Annotated in this window: 12 protein-coding genes; 2 read left to right on the forward strand and 10 right to left on the reverse strand. The window is 52.6% G+C overall.

The features are described 5' to 3' along the window. The first annotated feature begins 126 nt into the window (after positions 1–126). Complete coding sequence (locus NSQ46_RS15695; RefSeq protein ID WP_342573866.1) at positions 127–2,172, forward strand: RICIN domain-containing protein; 2,046 nt, start codon at positions 127–129, stop codon at positions 2,170–2,172. A gap of 384 nt (positions 2,173–2,556) precedes the next feature. On the opposite strand, the gene NSQ46_RS15700 is transcribed toward NSQ46_RS15695, so the two are convergent. From NSQ46_RS15700 to NSQ46_RS15735, 8 genes are all read right to left on the reverse strand, one after another. Then, entirely contained in the window at positions 2,557–4,320 is a 1,764-nt protein-coding gene (locus NSQ46_RS15700; RefSeq protein ID WP_007131364.1) for a glycoside hydrolase family 2, read from the reverse strand. 71 nt (positions 4,321–4,391) lie between these two features. Next, a complete protein-coding gene (locus NSQ46_RS15705; RefSeq protein ID WP_028404277.1) occupies positions 4,392–6,416 on the reverse strand; it encodes an alpha-L-arabinofuranosidase C-terminal domain-containing protein in 2,025 nt (674 codons plus the stop codon). A 19-nt stretch (positions 6,417–6,435) separates the two neighbouring features. Beyond that, complete coding sequence (locus NSQ46_RS15710; protein ID WP_007131362.1) at positions 6,436–7,341, reverse strand: carbohydrate ABC transporter permease; 906 nt, start codon at positions 7,339–7,341, stop codon at positions 6,436–6,438. Positions 7,342–7,355: 14 nt separating this feature from the next. Continuing rightward, a complete protein-coding gene (locus NSQ46_RS15715) occupies positions 7,356–8,306 on the reverse strand; it encodes an ABC transporter permease subunit (RefSeq protein WP_232239249.1) in 951 nt (316 codons plus the stop codon). Between the two features lie 41 nt (positions 8,307–8,347). Then, positions 8,348–9,922: an extracellular solute-binding protein gene (locus tag NSQ46_RS15720; RefSeq protein ID WP_007131360.1), complete on the reverse strand. Its 1,575-nt coding sequence runs from the start codon at positions 9,920–9,922 to the stop codon at positions 8,348–8,350. Between the two features lie 118 nt (positions 9,923–10,040). Continuing rightward, positions 10,041–11,636, reverse strand: a complete 1,596-nt coding sequence (locus NSQ46_RS15725) for a helix-turn-helix domain-containing protein (protein WP_007131359.1) — start codon at positions 11,634–11,636, stop codon at positions 10,041–10,043. A gap of 23 nt (positions 11,637–11,659) precedes the next feature. Continuing rightward, positions 11,660–13,432, reverse strand: a complete 1,773-nt coding sequence (locus NSQ46_RS15730; RefSeq protein WP_342573873.1) for a sensor histidine kinase — start codon at positions 13,430–13,432, stop codon at positions 11,660–11,662. Between the two features lie 75 nt (positions 13,433–13,507). Then, complete coding sequence (locus NSQ46_RS15735; protein WP_342573875.1) at positions 13,508–14,365, reverse strand: AraC family transcriptional regulator; 858 nt, start codon at positions 14,363–14,365, stop codon at positions 13,508–13,510. A 129-nt stretch (positions 14,366–14,494) separates the two neighbouring features. Between NSQ46_RS15735 and NSQ46_RS15740 the strand changes: the two genes are divergently transcribed. Continuing rightward, positions 14,495–16,033 carry a sulfatase-like hydrolase/transferase gene (locus NSQ46_RS15740; protein WP_342573876.1) on the forward strand — a complete coding sequence of 513 codons (1,539 nt, stop codon included), beginning with the start codon at positions 14,495–14,497 and terminating at the stop codon, positions 16,031–16,033. Between the two features lie 132 nt (positions 16,034–16,165). Here the strand turns inward: NSQ46_RS15740 and NSQ46_RS15745 are convergent, their stop codons facing one another. Both NSQ46_RS15745 and NSQ46_RS15750 read right to left on the reverse strand, forming a co-directional pair. Next, entirely contained in the window at positions 16,166–16,699 is a 534-nt protein-coding gene (locus NSQ46_RS15745) for a chromate transporter (protein ID WP_342573877.1), read from the reverse strand. 14 nt (positions 16,700–16,713) lie between these two features. Beyond that, on the reverse strand, positions 16,714–17,349 hold the full coding sequence (locus NSQ46_RS15750) for a chromate transporter (RefSeq protein ID WP_342573879.1): 636 nt from the start codon (positions 17,347–17,349) through the stop codon (positions 16,714–16,716). Positions 17,350–17,489: the final 140 nt, after the last annotated feature.

The following is a 17,489-nucleotide window of genomic DNA, read 5'->3' on the forward strand; positions in this document are numbered from 1 at the left end:
TCATACCTCGCTTTTTACATCGAACCCGACTGAAAATAATATATATTTAGTATATCTTAATTTATATCAACTGCGATACAATCCAATTTAGAAAGCGCTTTCTAAATTGGATTGGGAGGTTTGTCTATGAGTCGGATCCAAAGTTTATGGAAGAAATCGCTTGCCTTCATCATGATCTTCGCGCTTGCTTTAACGGCACTCCCGTTGTCGCCGGTCCATGCAGCTTCTACCGGCATGGCATGGGCTTCGCAGCAGATCGCCATCTATACCCCGCCTTCTGGAGGCGTATGGTATCCAAGGCTCCTCAAGCTGTCGCCAAGCGAATGGCTTGTATCCTTCGACACGAACGCCGGTGGAGGCAACACGCGAATCGTGGTCTCCAGGACACAGGACGGCGGCAAAACATGGAGTGCTCCGATCACAGCTGTATCAAGCACCGCCGGCAATGTGGGAAACGGTCAAATGCTGAGGCTGCCGAGCGGAGAAATATGGCTGGCTTACCGGCTCGTCGTGCAGAACGGCTCGACCTATGAGATCCAGCTAAACGTCCGGCGGAGCGTTGACGGCGGACATACATGGAGCGATTTGCCAGGCGGACTGATCGGCAGTTCAACCGCCTCCGGCTTTAAAGGTTTATGGGAGCCGCACTTGGAGATGATCAACGATACGATTGCGGTGCTCTATGCGGACGATAGCCCGACGGCCGTCGGAACGACCGGTTTGCAAAATCTGTACATGAAGACATGGAACGGCAGCAGCTGGGGCAATCGCATCACCGTCAGCGACGGAGTTGCAGCTGGCTCCCGCGACGGCATGCCGGTCATCACGCGGATGAACGACGGCCGGTATATAACCGTGTTCGAAGCCTCAGACGTAGCCGGCCACCCTTTTGTCATCAAATACAAGATTTCAGCGGACGGCTTCAATTGGTCGGTTCCCCGCCAGACGTTGTACGTGCCAATCGGCAGCGGTAAAAAGGCGGGTGCCCCGTTCGTCGTAAAGCTCGCTGACGGTCGCCTCATGGCGGCATTCCAGACCGATGAGAGCAGCGCCAATACGGGAGATCCCTACACCTCGATGCATACGATGATCAGCTCCGATAACGGCGCGACATGGCAGCATAAAACCAACGTTTTTCCAGTGTCCGATACGAAGTCTTCCAATTGGAACGCCCTCATGACCATTGATTCCACTCGCGTCGCAGCCGTCACCAGTGCAACATATCCGGCTAACGGCATCTATCTGCGCTTTGGGCATTCCGTGACGCCAGCGCAAACGAATCTCGTCAACAATCCCGGGTTTGAAACGGCGAATGTAACCGGCTGGACCACGTACGGCGATGATTATCCGAACCGGATCCATATCCACGGCGTCAATGACGGTGTCGGGCTTCCCGCAGCAGAAGGCTCTTACTTCGTTGGACTTGCGGGGACAACCGGGCCCTCGACTGCATATATCGGTCAGACGATTACCGGCCTTGATAACGGCACCTATACGATGCGTGCCCACATGCGAAGCAGCGGTGGCCAGAACAGCTGCGTAATGGAAGTGAAGGATTATGGCGGCAGCATGCTTCAAACCGGATGCCCTATCACAACATCATGGACGCCGGTGTCGATTTCGAACATTCAAGTGACAAACGGCAAGGCAACGATCGGTTTCTACGTATCGAACTCCTCCTCATCCCAATGGGCGGATCTGGATCGGGTTGAGTTCATCCGGGAACAAATCACGATAGCCTCGGGTCAAACCTATCGTCTCATGAACCCGAACAGCGAGAAAATGCTCGAGGTTGACGGATGGAGAACCGAGAACGGCTCGAATGTGATCATATGGGACGATCACGGCGGGGCGAACCAGCAATGGCGAATCACGGAGACTTCCGGGGGGAATTACAGCGTGATCAACGTCCATAGCGGCAAAGCCCTTGAAGTTGACGCATGGGGAACGGATAACGGCTCCAATGTGACCATATGGGACAATCACGGCGGCGCGAACCAGCTGTGGCGGATCGTCGACGCAGGAGGCGGTTCCTATAAACTGATTAACGTTCACAGCGGGAAAGCATTGGACGTAAGCGGCAGCGGCACGGCCAACGGGACGAACGTGCAAATCTGGCAGGACCTGAATAATGCCGCACAGCAATGGAAGCTGGTTCAGTTGAATTTATAATGGGGCTGCAGGAGCTGTTCACGAGCGGGGGCGTCTATCCGATTCTCGACTCCGCTTTGTTCGTTTATCAGGCGTAAGGATAACTTAATATTGGAATAGACGAAGAAGGCCAGGCAGTCCAGAGCGGACTGACCGGCCTTCTTATCATGCTTCTATGAACCCTTATGAGCGTTCATCGAGGATATTGTTGACGCAACAGGAAGCAGCAAAGGAAATATTTATTATCATGAGCCTCAAGGATCCTCGTTGATTTGGCAGCTGACTCGTCAAATGACACACGCATGCAATGACCTGACTTGCGCAGCATCATTTCGGATCAAAATTGTCCTCCGGTATATCTACCCTTTCAACGCGTTCTTTTACGGTCACTTCCACCAAAAAAACTTAAGCCATATTGATCTCTTTAATTGTGGACAACGGGATTTTCGGTTTGCGGTCCTCCGTCAACAAGCCGTTGATCTCCTGCTGCACATCGGTTAGCTGCGTGTAGCAATACCCGCATATATAATCCACGCTCTTGATCGCCTGAACCAAGCCCTCAAACCGCTTCATGAAATCCTCTTCCGTAGCTACCTGCCGGCCATACCCCCACCCTTTATCCGATTCGAAGGCGATGCCGCCAAATTCGCTGATGATGATCGGCTGGCCGCGATATTCATACCCTTCGGCAAATGCGTATTTCCAGTGGTTGCAGGTCATGTCCTTGTTGACGATGGCATCCTTGTTGCCTCGGTACCGCCGCAAAAAGCCGCTGCCGGTTTCGACGTAATCATGCAGCGTTAAGATATCGGATACGGTGTGCTCCCACCCGTCGTTCGTGATGACAGGACGGAAAGGATCAACCGCTTTGGTAAGGTGATAGATGCCTTCGGTAAATTTCTGCTGCAGGACGTCACGGAGAATGGACGGAATGCCCCAAGACTCATTGAACGGCACCCAGGTAATGATGGACGGGTGATTGTACTGCTGATCGACGATTTCCAGCCATTGCTTCGTGAACGCTTCGACCGCTCGTTCATTGAACTCGAAGGTAGCCGCCATTTCGGACCAGACCAGCAGCCCTTTGACGTCGCACCAATATAAAAAGCGGGCATCCTCGATTTTCATATGCTTGCGTACGCCGTTGTAGCCCATCTCCAGCATGAGGTCGATGTCGGCAATGATTGCCTCCTCGCTTGGCGGCGTTAAATGGCTGTCCGTCCAGTAGCCCTGATCCAGAATCAACCGTTGATATATCGGCGCATTGTTCAGCAGTATTTGACCGTTCTCGATCGAAACCTTTCTCATTCCGAAATAGGAAAAAACCCGATCGACCACCCGGTCTCCCGCATACAGGACAAATTCCACATCGAACAAATTCGGATGCTGCGGCGACCAGAGGCATTTCTTCCACGGTCCGTTCGCCTCGTGCACCAAATCAACTTCCACCGATAGATTCGGTCGATCCGCAAGCAAGGAGACTCGTTTAACCGGTTTGCCTTTCAGCGTCACGATCGCCTCCAACCGTAAATCCAAGGTCGCGTCGATTCCGCTTAACCGGTAATCGAAGCGAACGGTTGACCGGTCGATATCCGGAGTGATTTTGACCGTGTCCAGCCGCTGCTGCTCCACGAATTCCATCCATACAGTCTGCCAAATGCCCGTCGTCTGAACATAGAAGCACTCGAAGCTGTCCTTGGTCCAGCGCTGTTTGCCGCGCGGTATGGTGCAATCATTGCTGTCTTCTGCCTTTACCGTGATTTGGTTGTCCGCTCCGAAGACCAAATACGGGGTAATGTCAAAGCTAAAAGCCGCGTATCCTCCTTGGTGGTTGCCGGCCAAGTTCCCATTGATCCATACCTTAGCGCTATAGTCCACCGCCTGAAAGTGAAGGATGGCTCGTTTACCTGACGCTTCCTTCGGGATATGCACCTTTTTTCCATACCACACATGCGGATGAAACTCCTCGATCCCGATCCCGCTTGCCTTCGTTTCGTATGTAAATGGGACGGTAATCGCATGCGTACCCGCTAGGGATTTAGGCCACCCCTCTTCTTCGCCCACATTGTCGTCATCAAAACGAAAATCCCAAAGACCGTTCAGATTCAGCCAATGTTCCCGGACGAATTGAGGCCTGGGATAATCCTTCCGATAAGCTCTGGTTGTCATTTCCTCTCCTCCTATTTCCTGTTCGCAATGATGGTTCGGATGGGCTTTTCGCCCTTGTTTCGTAAACCAACCTACCCCGTTTCTGGCGCGGCATTCATCTCCAGTGCGTATACCGATGCCGGACGCAGCGGATAACCGTTTTGCAACGCCTCGAATGGAACAGTTCTTACCGTCGATTTAATGCATTCCGGCTCAAATACAGAGTTGATCGCTTCCACGGAGTCGCCTGTAATTTCGTGAAGCAGTATCTCTGAGGACGATTCATATCCGGGAAGATTCAGTTCAACCTGGACTTCCTGCAGGCTGCGGTTCACGATAAAGACCGTCATGGTGCTCCCGTCTTCATTCGTGCAGGCGACGACATCAAGATCCGGCATCGCATCAAGATCGATCGGAGCCGGCTTGTTTGACCGAACCGAGAAGCTGCCGCACTCCACGTCGGCAGGAAGCAGCCTATGGATGTCCCGGTTCGCATACAGCTTCATCACTTCGTAGGTCGGAGTTCCGTATACAGTCAACGGATGGCCGCTCCAACCTGGTAATTTGCCGCGGTATTGGTCCGCATAATAATCCCCTACTCGGATGCAGCCACCGAGCCATCCATTAACAAGATCGGAGAAGCTGCCGATATGCACCATGTCGCTTGCTCGCAGCATTTCATTAAGATTGCCGGCGTTGGCGACCGCGGCCCCCAGCGTATGCTCATCCGGCAAGCCTTTACGCACGGTGTTCGGATAGTACATCGTATTGTATTCGGTGATAGCCAGCTTGATATGACGATGATTCTCGGTAGCCTGAATCTGTTCTACTGTGCGGCGAATGTCATCCCGGGTCCATTCCGGGAAGACGGCAATCGCTTTGTAGCGTTCTTCTGCAGGCGTATCCCGGTTCATCCCGAACCGGTTAAGGCCGTGATACAGATGCAGCGTCAGATAATCAATATGTGCGCCGGCAATATCCAGCACGGCCCGGTTCCAGGCTTGGTCGGTATGCCCGCAGGCCAATATCACGACCGACGGGTCCGCCGCCTTCATCGCTTCGGCAAAGGAGACACACCGCTCGGCAAAACGGTCCGCAGAACAGGTGCCTACCTGCCACCCTCCCCAAACCTCATTGCCGATCTCCCAATACCGGACATTGTAAGGCGCCGGGTAACCGTTAGCGGCACGCACCGCCCCCATTGGGGTTTCGGCGCTTCCGTTGCAATACTCCACCCAACGAGCGGCTTCCTCCGGGGTTCCGGAACCATCGTTAACGCAGATGAGCGGCTCTACCCCAAGCTCCCTGCAGAACCGGATAAACTCGTCCGTGCCGAAATATTTGCTCGTCCAGCCGCCCCAGGCTTCATTGAACATGACCGGTCGTTCCAATACAGATCCCACTCCATGTTCAAAATGGTAGGCGCTGATGTAATTGCCGGCCAGCCGCATCATGCCCGCGTTCAGCTCTCGTGTCATGTCCATCACTTCGCCCTTCACGCCGCCGATATTGTCTGCGGGCAGCAAGGAAACGTGGTCGAGCCAAAGCATGCCCGTGGATACATGATCAGTCCATCTCGGGTGCTCCATCGGTACGTATACCCGGATTTCAGCATGCTCGCACGTGCGGGACACCGGCAGCGCTGCCTCGTACTCCTTCCAGTTATGACTGCCCAGCTCAATCCTTGCACGGCCGAGTAACTCCTCCGTACGCCGGTCCGCCGCCTCGACGATCAAGTATTGCAGCTCGATGGACGCCCGTGCCACCACCCGGACGCTGTACGCCATCGGGCCTTTGAGTGCAGCTTCTTGCGCAATTCCGGCAAATGCCTCATCATCGCTCTGGACGCGGATTCGCTGCGCCCGTCCCGAATGCTTCGGAGCCGGTGCTTCCAGCGCATACGAAGTGTTCCGTCCATTCGTAAATGGCCTCCAGCTTCCGGATACGGCTGTCTTGCCTTCGGCTTCGCTCTCAAAATCCATGTCCTTCAGAGGATAGGCCAGCATCGCCTCCATGTGATCGCGAATATCCTCGACAAAATGACCGAACAGATAAGGGTTTATCGTATGCCCGCCGGGCCGCCCAACGTCAATTGTTATCTTCGCTTTGCGTTTCAAATGAATCCCTCCTAGTCGTTTAACCTTTGATAGAGCCGATCATGACTCCTTTGACAAAATGTCGCTGCACAAACGGATACATGATGAGCACCGGCAGGCTGGACACAATAATGACCGCGTACTTGATACTTTCAGCCAGAAGCACTTTATCTTCCAGACCTACGCTGCCGTCCACGGCATCCGATTGGCTGATCAGCAATATTTCGCGCAGCACCAGCTGCAGCGGATACATTTCTTCGCGGCGGATATAGATAAGCGCATTAAAGAAGGAATTCCAGTGGCCCACCGCATAGAACAGCACCATGACCGCCAAGATCGGCTTCGACAGCGGCAGAATGATGCTGATGAGCAGCCTCCAATTGGAGCAGCCATCAATATGGGCAGCCTCTTGAAGCTCCCAAGGAATGCTGGATTGGAAATACGTTCGCATGACGATCAGGTTGTACGTAGAGACCGCCCCAGGGATGATCAGCGCCCACATTGTGTCGACCATCCCGAGGTCTTTGACGAGCAGATAGGTCGGAATCAATCCTCCGCTGAAGAACATCGTGAGCGTGACGATCAGCATCAGCCCTTTGCGCAAAGGCAGATCCGGCCTTGATAGCGGATAAGCCGCGAGCAGCGTCATCAAGATATTGATCGTCGTTCCGACTGCCGTATACAGAATTGAATTGCCGTATCCGGTCCAGATTTTATCGTTTTGCAGAATATTAATGTAAGCATCCAGCGTCACGCCCTTCGGCAGCAGCCACACCTCTCCGCCCAGCACCTTTGCCGGATCGCTGAATGAGGCGCTGACCACAAACAGCAGCGGATACAGCACGATCAGCATGATCACCGCGGCGACCGAATAGATCACGATGTCAAAGCAACGTTCATCCTTCGCGGTATGGCGCGTTTTATTAACCGGGGTTCGTTGGGACATGGAGCCCTCCTCCTTTACCATAGACTCGTCTCCGACGTTTTCCTCGCGAAGCGGTTCACTAGAAGCAGCAGCGTAAGGTTAATCACCGAGTTAAACAGCCCGATCGCCGCGGTGTAGCTGTATTCGCCCTTAAGAATCCCGGTCGTGTACACGAACGTGGAAATCACGTCGCTTGCCTCTAGATTCAGGTTGTTTTGCATCAGCAATATTTTCTCGAACCCGATATTCATGAATTGTCCGACATCGAGAATCAGCAAAATGACGATGACGGGCACGATTCCCGGCAGAGAGACATGCCAAATGCGCCGCATCCTGGAGGCTCCATCGATCTTGGCCGCTTCGTACAGCTGCGGATTGATTCCGCTGAGCGCCGCGATGTAGATAATCGACTGCCACCCCATGTTCTGCCAAATGTTCGAGCCGATGAAGATCGTCTTAAACCAGCTGGCCGATTCCATGAACCGAACCGGATCTCCGCCAAATGTCTGGATCAGCATGTTTAAAGGACCGTTAACCGACAGCATCACCGTCAAGATGCCCACGATGACAACCACGGAAATAAAGTGCGGAATATAGGTGATGTTTTGCAGCCATTTACTGTAGGCTTTGCTGCGAATCTCATTCACGAGCAGTGCCAGCATGATCGGAATAGGGAACGCGAGCAGCAGTGAGATCAAATTGATGGTTAGCGTATTGCGCAGCAGTCTCCAGAAATAATACGAATCGAAAAATCGCGTAAAATGCTCGAAGCCGACCCATTCGCTGCCGAATATCCCTTTGGCCGGGTTGAAATTTTTAAAAGCGATTTGAAGTCCGTACAAGGGACCATAGTGGAAAATCAGATACCAAGCAATCGGCAGCAGCAGCATCAGATACAGGTCATATCGTTTGGCCATCTGAACCAAGAGGCGGCTGCCGCGATTCGGACGGCTGGGGGGCAGGTTGGCCCCCGGAGGGGCCTCCATGTTGTTCATAATATCTACTCCTTAACCAGCGGCAATCAGCCTTATTTTTTCATCTTGTCGTAAGCATCCTGATACAACTGCTGCAGCTGATCCATCTTCATCTTCTTTAAGGTCGACTGGAATTCTTCCCATTTATCGAAGCTGAGGGCGCCGGCAATGAATTTCGTGCTCTGCTCCTCGTAATACTTGTCAATGTCGTTGCGTAGGATATTGACCTCTTGCGCGGTTTTCTCATCAAACATCGGTGCCGCGTAACGTATCTCCGGCATGAACGGATCCAGCTTCTTCTGCGCATCCTGCACCTGCGGCGGATTAATATAGGAGGAGACCTGCTCGCTGATCAGATGAGGCGCTCCGCCGCCGGCATACGGGGTAATTTTCGGCTGCGTTTCGGAAGTCGAGTATTCTTCCTTGTAGTACGGGATGCCGTCTTTCAGCTCGTAGTGCTCGCCTTCTCTACCGAACCGCAGGAGCGTGGAGCCTTCATCGCTGTAGAAATAATCGATCCAGCGAATCGATGCTTCGGGATGCTTATTCTCGGACGTGATGGCATAAGCTCCCGGATCTCTCGGCACCGGCGACGCCTGGCTTTGCATCCGGTCTCCGTGCGGTCCAGCCGGAGGCGCCATCCCTTCGTATTGATCCGCGATCGGCAGGAAGTTGTTATTCGTTTGGTCGAAGAATACTCCCGTTTTGCCTGACCCTTGCTTCGCCAAATACTGCGCTTCCGTATGAGAGAACACCTCGGGATCAAGCAGCTTCTCTTTGTACAGCTTGTTCAAGTACATCAGCATTTCTTTGTTGCGTTCGCTGCCCATCCAAATTTCAACCTTGTCGTCGACGATGTTAATGTTGTAGCCAAACTGCTGATCCAGACCGAATGAGCCGCTCATCATCGTCACGATATGTAGTCCTACACGGGCGGTCATCGGAATCTCGTCCTTCTGGCCGTTTCCGTTCGGATCCTGATCGCGGAAAGCGACCAAGACGTCGTACAGCTCATCCGTCGTCTCGGGCACCTGCAGCTTCAGCTTCTCCAGCCAAGCCCGGTTGATCCATTTCTTGTCCGTCCGTGCCGATCCGAGCGTCACAATTCCCGGAATCGCATAAATATGACCTTCCGGCGTCGTAATTGCCGCGCGGATTTCTGGATATTCCTCCATCAGCCTGGTGAGGTTGGGGGCGTAATCCCGGATCAAGTCTTCCAGCGGAATCAGCTGGCCGCCTGCCCCGTAACGAACCGCTTCGAGCGGTGTAAGACCGGAGCGGTATAACACATCCGGAAGCTCATTCGAGGCGAACAGCAGGTTCTTCTTTTCCTGGAAGCCATCGGTCGGTGCTTCGATAAACTCAACCTGAACATTGCTCATTTTCTCGTAATCCTGAAATACCGGCATGTCTTTGAACGGCCCGTTCACGGGTGCGATCCGGGTGAACATCTTCAGCTTGATCGGTTCCTGCACGATCGGGAATCCTTCCTTGCTCACCGCGTTTGACGCTGCTCCCTCTGGGGCGGTATCCTTCTTCCCGCCGGTCCCGGAGCTGCAGCCCCCAAGGATCAGGCCTGATATAATCATCAAGCTGATTGCAGACCTGCCCCATTGTTTTCGCTTCATACAATGACCTCCTCTTTCTCGATGAATATCACTACTTGTAAGCGTTTGCGTTGATGTGGATTTATTATAGTCGATCCCATCAGAGGGCAAATTCCACAAATATGACCTCATACTCCACTTATTTTACGGAGTTGCCTGGCCTGACCCTTTGCACATAGGCTTGGGGCGTCATGCCTGTCCTTTCCTTGAATACTTTAAAGAAATAATTGTAGGTGCTGAAGCCGACCTGGACGCTGACTTGCTTAACCGAATAGCGCCGGCTTTCCAGCAGCTTACGGCTTGCATCGATTCGCACCCGGTTCAAGTATTCCGAAAATGTCATGCCTGTCTCCTCTTTGAAAATCCGGCTCAGATATGATGGATTCAATCCGATCGCCCCTGCCGCAAGCTCGAGCGTAATGTAGCTATGATACTTCTCCAGGATCAACAAAATCGCCTGGGAAACATGCCGCGAATGATGGCCGGCGGCACGCTGAAGCTTCAAACGGTTCAACAGCTCGGCATAATAAGAAAGAAGCCATTGCTCCAATTCATCCACGCTCCCGATTTGTCCCACATCGTCGCGCGGTGGAAGGACGCCGTTCTCTTCGCCTTCATCAGCTAAGGGAAGCCATTTTCGAATCGCCTTCTCTGAGGCGGACAACAGCTCGCGTACGATCAGCTGGACCGACGGCGAATGGATCGGCTGCTTGCGAAGTCCGTCAAACACGGAAGCAATCACTTCCTTTACGCCTTCTCCGTCCAAATTTTCCACGGTGAGAAGAAGCTGCTTCTGCTCCTCGATGGTCAAGGATACACGTTCGCTGTGCAGCCCCGCCGGCTGCAGGGCCGGAGCAGCATCCAAGGCCCGCTCAGCCGTCCGGTAGCTGGCTTCGAGCCGGGAGAGGCTGGAGCATATGTGTCCGACGGCATACGTGCATTTCAAATTCATAAACAGCTCCAGCGAGTGACGGAGATGGCTCATCAATCTTTCGGCTTCACTTGCGGCAGCCTGCTCGCTGCGCTCCTGGAATGCGAACACGACGGCGATGCGTCCGTTCTCCACATAAGCTGCCGTCCGCTGCGACATGTCGCCGCCCAGGCTTTGCTGCATCAGATCTACCGCCTGCTTCATCAGCCGGTTCGTCTCCACATCGCTTCGCGACTCTGTGAGCAGCAGGAAGGAAGAAATTTGCATTGCCGCAGCTGCAAAACATACTGCCCCCGCATACAAGCCGTTCTGTCTGGAATAGGTCTCCAATTCGATCGCCGACTCGGTCTTTCCCCGCAGCGCTTGAACGATGAGCTCACGCATATCCGAAGGACCGGCGGGTAACAGACGATGTTCCGCTTCACGCTCTTCCATCTCCTGTACGGCTTTCTTCAGAACGCCCATGAGCTGAGCTGCGTCCAAACGATGCTTGAGTAAATAATCGACTGCCCCGTTCTTTAAGCATTCGCGAACATAGTCGTAGTCGTCGTAGCTGCTCAGCATAATGGTTTTGGCGAAGGGATACCGTTCCCGGATCGTCCGGTTGAGTTCCACACCGTTTATGCCCGGCATACTTACATCCAAAATGACGATATGCGGCCGATTCCATTCAATCATACGGAGCGCCGTTTCTCCCTCATAGGCCTCGCCGCACAGCTCGAAACCGTGAATGCCCCAATCCGATATCGTTCTAAGATGGTGGTGCACCAAAGGTTCATCGTCAACCAACAGCACTTGATACATCGCTTATTCCCCTTTATATCAATCTATTTACCGCTCCCCATTCCGGGGAAGCTGAGCTCGACTTTCGTGTACAATCCCTCTTCACTATAGAGCTTGATCCCATAGGGCTTGCCGAACAGCCTATGGATCCGCTCATGCACATTACGCACCCCCATGCCGCTGAAGCGCGAGTAAGTCCCTTCGCTGCTCTCCTCCAGCCGCACCATGCTTTCATTGCTCATGCCTTTGCCATTATCGATCACTTCGATCTTCAGGTCTCCATCCTCGCCGAAGACTCGGATCAGCACGAATCCCCCGTGGCCTGATGGACCGAAGCCATGCATCAGCGCATTTTCGACAATGGGCTGTAATGTCAGCTTGGGTACGCGGCATTCCAGCAGATCTTCATTTTCTACCTGAATCTGCACCGGAATCGGTTCAATAAACTTGTATTTGACGATTGCGACATAACTGTTGACGTAATCCAATTCCTCTCTTAATGTAAGAAGCTCTCCTGAATTACCAAGCACGCCGCGCATCAGTTCAATCAGTGCTCCCGACACCTCTTCGATGTTGGGCACCCCGTTCAGCTTGGCCAAATATTTGATCGTATTCAGAGAATTGTAGAGAAAATGCGGGCGGATTTGTGCCTGGAGTGCGGTGAGCTCCGCCTCCCGTTTGGCTTGCTCGCTCGTCCGGATTCCTTCCATCAAGCGTTTCAATTCATCCACCATACCGATAAACACGTGATATAAATCGCCGATTTCGTCCTTCGACTCGATCTCCGTTCTCGGAAAGTCGAGATTCCCGTCCTTGACCCGCATCATCATCGTTTTCAAACGGCGGATGTGCAGAGTGGTGCGGGACGACATCTGAAGCGATCCGAACAGCACGGCGATGAAAACCACGACCGATACCTCTACCATGAGATTGCGTATTCTTATGGATTCGCTCAGCAGCGAATCGAGCGGAATCAACGCCCGGGTCGTCCACCCCGTATACTCCGATTTCCGGCTGACGACGATATAAGGCTTTCCGTCAATGACTTGTTCCGCGGTTTCTTCGATACTGGACAGCTCAGCTGCATCATAAATCACTTTTTCCATACCGGGGGTTACGCTTGCCGGAGCCGAATCGGACTTGTAAACAAGCTGCTTCTGCCCGTCGAGCACATACAGCATGCTATCGGCGGTCGGCTTGACTCCGTATGTTTTACGAATGAAATCATAATGCAGGTCCACCATGACCACGCCGATCGTTTCCCGATCGTAGCGGAGGACGCGGCCAACAGAGATTGCCTCCGTTGTGCCCGAATGCTTGAAATATGCGTGTCGCTCCCCATTCCGCAGCATGAAATCCATCGTGCTTGTTTCCAGGAACGAACGGTCGATCCAAGGTCCTCCCGAGAAGAATACCTTTCCGTTCAGGCCGATGACGGCAATTCGGGAAATATACGGCTTGTAATCGATCAATCCCGACAGATATTCGGTGATCCTCTTCTGCTCTTGAAACCATTCATAGCTGATTTCTTCGCTTGGGCTCAGGACCGTATCGATCACCGTATTTTTGTTGGTAACCGCAACCGTGTTCAGCCGATCGATCTCTTGGAGCATAACGTTAAGGGATTCGTCCGCCTGCCGGATGCTGTCCGAAACCGAGGTAATGGCGGTACGCTTGATCGTATCCCGCATATTCACATAAACGATGCTGGTAACGGAGACGATCGAGAGGAGCGTAAGAAAACCGAGCGCAACAAACATTTTTCCCTGAATGCTTAATTTGGGTGAAATCCACTTTTGCAGCGTGGCCAGCGTCATTGTCCGCTCTCCTTTTCGGCTGGAATGATAAAAACAAGATGGGTCGTAAGCGTTTGCAATAATAACAAGCTCCGGCTAACCTTTCGCACCGGTTCGCATGGCCAGCGGAGGCATATTGTAATAAATTTTAAAAGCTCGTGTGAACGTGTACAGGTTCGGATAGCCGAGGGACAATGCGATTTCAGTGACGGAAGCATCTGTCTCGGTAAGCAGGCGCTTCGCTTTTTCCATACGGATGTTTTGAAGATATTTCTGCGGGGATACCCCGACTTGAGCGGCAAACACGTTGGAGAAATACGAGCGGTGCACCCCTGCGAAAGCTGCTACCTGCTGCACCGTTATCCCTTCGGTTGCGTGAAGATCCATAAAATCCATGCACGCCCGGATCCACCGCGAGGGCTCGCTTGAGTGGACGGGTTCTGTATCGGGTATAAGCAGCGCCATCAGCTCGCATACCATCCCTTGAAGCGCCAAAGAGACGGCCGGATGCCAGCGCTCGGTGCCGGCCATCTTATCAAGCGTTTTTGCCGCCGCTTCCTTGACCGGTGAAGTAAGCATTTGTTTCCCGTATGGTCGATCCGGCGTGATCCCGGCAAGCCCCAGCAGCCCTTTGACCCGGGTGCCGTCCACGGCAAGCCAATTCATTTGCAGAGGCGCATCGGATGCAAGCGCGTAATAATCATAGGTCCTGCCCGGGAACAGACAAAACAGATCGTTCTTGCTGAGCTCCAACCTTTTGTCGCCGAATTCAAGGCATACCCTTCCTTCAAGAACCAAATGAAGGCTGTAACATTCAATCCGCTTCGGCCCGACCTTGTAATTAGCCTTAGCAATGCTTCGGCCGCCCCGGACTGGCCATAACTGCGCCTCCTTATCGAGGTAGCCGGGCGTGTAATAAATAAACTCGGCAAACTCGTGATCATATTCCTGCATCGTCGATTGCCACCCTCCTGAAAGTACTGATGAAATCATCTAGCTAACAAAATGACAATATGTAGACAACATAACGATATTCCTAAACCATTGATAATTCAATATTATCATAATGGGAGGGGATAAATTTTGTCTAGTCAACCTAACATTTTACTAATCACAAGTGATCAACAGCATTGGAACACGATCGGTGCCTTTCAACCGGAAATTTCGACTCCGAATTTGGATCGGCTGGTACGGGAAGGGACGATGTTCGAGCGGGCCTATTGTCCGAATCCTACTTGTACGCCCAGTCGAGCCTCTATCATTACTGGCATGTACCCAAGCCAACACGGCGCATGGACATTGGGAACGAAATTGCTGGAGGACCGCCATACGGTCGGGGAAGATTTCAGTGCGGCAGGATACAAAACCACGTTGATCGGCAAAGCGCATTTTCAGCCCTTGAAATCGATGCCGGAGTACGAATCGAAAGAAGCATACCCGGTCTTGCAGGACTTGGAATATTGGCGGAAGTTCCATGGACCGTTCTATGGCTTCGACCACGTCGAGCTAGCACGCAACCATACGAACGAGGCACATGTCGGACAGCATTATGCACTGTGGCTGGAAGAGAATGGATGTACTAACTGGCGCCAGTACTTCCTTCCTCCTACCGGCACAATGAATCCCAAGCAAACGTACAAGTGGCCGATTCCGGAACGATACCACTACAACGCGTGGATTGCCGAGCGTACGAACGCCCGTCTCGAGGAGCACAACAAAACCGGAGTCCCGTTCTTCCTATGGGCGAGTTTCTTCGATCCGCACCCGGAATATTTGGCTCCGGAGCCATGGGATACAATGTACGATCCGGAGAAGCTTACGATCCCCGCGCTTGTGCCTGGTGAGCACGACCGCAATCCACCGCATTTCGGCATGACCCAGGAGGAAAATCCCGACTTCTCCGAATGGATGGAGACGGGATTCGGCATCCACGGTTATCGTTCGCATCATTATTATGAATACGGGGGCAAAGAACGGCTGACGGAATATGACAAGAAGAAGCTGGTCGCCGTTTATTACGGCATGATCAGCCTGATGGACAAATATATCGGCAGCATTCTGGATAAGCTGGACGAACTGGGTCTAGCCGAGAATACCCTGGTCGTATTTACGACGGATCACGGTCATTTCTTCGGCCAACATGGCCTGCAGGCCAAGGGAGGATTTCATTATGAGGATTTGATCAAGCTTCCGTTTATCGTGCGGTATCCCGGCCGGGTTCCCGCAGGAAGAAAGTCGAGTGCCATCCAATCCCTGGTTGATCTGGCGCCCACCTTCCTCTCATTCTGCGGATTGCCGATACCGCCAGCCATGGCCGGCGTCAACCAGAAGGACGTCTGGCTCGGCTCCCGAGAAAGCGCGAGGGACCATGCAATCTGCGAATTCCGGCACGAGCCGACGACGATTCATCAAAAAACGTACGTGGATGATCGCTATAAAATCACGGTCTATTACAATCAAACGTATGGGGAAATTTTCGATCTGAAGGAGGATCCGGGGGAGCTTCGCAACTTATGGAGCGAACCAGGGTACGAAGGGTTAAAGTCGGAGCTTCTTCTCAAATATGTGTGGGCAGAGCTCGGGAAAGAACCGATGCCGATGCCGAGAATTCATCACGCCTGAACGGCTTCTTCATTAAATATAACTTCATGATTCAACCTTGTAACTAAAATAGGGGGGACGTTCGATAAGGCTATTTTGCCTTCGATCTGCCCCTCTTTTTCTGTAAATTTATCCTTGCCATCCATTTGAAGGTTAGAACACTACGATACCTGCAACCGCGGACAGCAAAATCACTGCAAAGGGATGTACTCTATACTTCGTCACCATCACGATACTGCCGGCGCAGATCAACAGCATTCCGATCATCGACCAGCTCGGCACCGCTTCTCCGCGCCCGCCGAGTCCAAAATGGATGGCGGCGTAAATGATTAGGCCGGTAACGATCGGACGCAAGCCGTAAAACGATGATTTGATCCAATCGTTGTTGTACAGCTTCAGAAAGAAAGCCGAAATTAGAATGACGAGGATGAGCGACGGCAAGATGATGCCGACCGTGGCAACGATGGCTCCTAAAACACCGGCCTCCGAATATCCGATCAAAGTAGCAGCATTGGTCGCAATGGAACCCGGCGCCATGCCGGCCATAGCTACGACTTCCTGGAATTCCCCGAGATCCGTCCATCCCCTTCCCTCCGCCTCCCGCTGGATTAGCGTGAGCACGGCATATCCGCCGCCGAACGAAACGAGGCCCACCTTAAGAAAGACAATGAATAACTGCCATAGCATAAGTGGATCCCCCTTCAGATGTAATATTCCGGATATTGCAATTCCCGCTTTTCTTCATACGGCGGCTTCTCTGTACGAACGGCCATTCCGAGCTTGCGCTTGCATAAGACCACCGCTATTCCCGCAAGCGGCCCTCCAAGGATCAGATATAGCGAATGGATACTGGTGAACAACAAGAGAAGCACCGCAATCGCTGCGATCATCAGCGTAGCGGCATCCAGGATGGAGGACTTCCACATTTTGCAGGCAGCAACGATAATCAGAGCCACTATCGAAGCATGAATGCCTTGGAGCGCAGCTGTCACTTTCTCGTTATCCTTAAAAATCGTGCTGAGGAGACTCAGAAGAAATACGATCATGAACGTGGGCAGCGTGATTGCAAAGACTGCCGTAACCGCCCCTAGGATCCCGGCAAGCCGATAGCCGATAAAGGCAGAGGAATTAACGGCAACCCCACCCGGAGCGGAGCCGGCAATGGCCATCATCTCCGCCATCTCTTCCTCGTTCATCCACCCTTTCTTATGAACGATTTCTTGTTCGATCATCGCGATCATCGCATAACCTCCCCCGAACGTGGAAGGTCCGATTCTAAAAAAAACGCCGAACAATTGCCTCAACAGCTTAAATCTCCGGCTTTGCGCATCGTTCATCCGGCCTCACCCTTTATGCTCTAGTTTGTCATATCAGAATTATAGCACATTAATTCCATTTTGGTATTAAGTTTTATTTTTAGCGAGGAATATGTTGACAAATCATTATGATAGAATCAAAATTCATATGGAATTCTCGT

Origin of the sequence: Paenibacillus sp. FSL M8-0142, assembly GCF_038597315.1 — a bacterium.
Lineage (GTDB): Bacteria > Bacillota > Bacilli > Paenibacillales > Paenibacillaceae > Paenibacillus_AQ > Paenibacillus_AQ lactis.